Source organism: Ancylomarina sp. 16SWW S1-10-2 (genome assembly GCF_009669305.1).
Lineage (GTDB): Bacteria > Bacteroidota > Bacteroidia > Bacteroidales > Marinifilaceae > Ancylomarina.
The window spans coordinates 1-877 of the sequence record NZ_SADB01000093.1; the positions used below are offsets into that span (position 1 = coordinate 1).

Annotated in this window: 1 pseudogene; it reads right to left on the reverse strand. The window is 34.4% G+C overall.

Annotated features, from left to right (window positions below):
* A pseudogene (locus EMN46_RS18625) lies at window positions 1-784 on the reverse strand (IS4 family transposase); the annotation flags it as partial.
* Between the last annotated feature and the right edge of the window lie 93 nt (window positions 785-877).

An 877-nucleotide genomic window follows, 5' to 3' on the forward strand; every position in this document is an offset into this window, starting at 1 on the left:
CAACTGAATAAGGTTTCAATTTCCCAGCGTAATGCATAATCCTGAATAGCATTGGCATTAAACTGAGGAGAAACGACGAGTAAAAGCTCTCCATTTTCTAACTGTAGTGCACTTATATATAGTTTCACCCGACCAACCAAAATCCGTCGTTTACGACATTCAATTTGACCAACTTTAAGATGGCGAAATAAATCACTAATTTTATGATTCTTTCCTAAATGATTGGTGACAATGAAGTTTTTTTAACACGAATGCAGAAGTTGATGTCTTGTTCAATTAACCATGTAAACCACTGCTCACCGATAAAYTCTCTGTCTGCGRACACATTCACAATACGGTCTTTACCAAAAATGGMKATAAAGCGTTGAATCAAAGCAATACGCTCTTTYGTATCTGAATTTCCMCGTTTATTRAGCAATGTCCAAASKATAGGTATSGCTATTCCACGATAAACGATTGCGAGCATCAGGATATTAATATTTCGTTTTCCCCATTTCCAATTGGTTCTATCTAAAGTCAGTTGCACTTKGTCGAATGAAAACATATTGAAAATCAACYGAGAAATTTGACGATAATCAAAATACTGACCTGCAAAGAAGCGCTGCATACGTCGATAAAATGATTGTGGTAAGCACTTGATGGGYAAGGCTTTAGATGCAGAAGAAAGATTACATGTTTGCTTTAAAATRATCWCAAGCATGATGAGCGCAAAGCACTTTAAATGTGACTTGTTCCAYTTTAGAKATTTGTTTAAGATRAGATRTAACTCATTGARATGTRTCATMRTATTCGTCGTYAGAAAACAAKTATTRTGMCATTATTTCAATGAGTTATCTWTTTTTGTCGTGTACAGAGAAAATTAATATATTGATTCGTA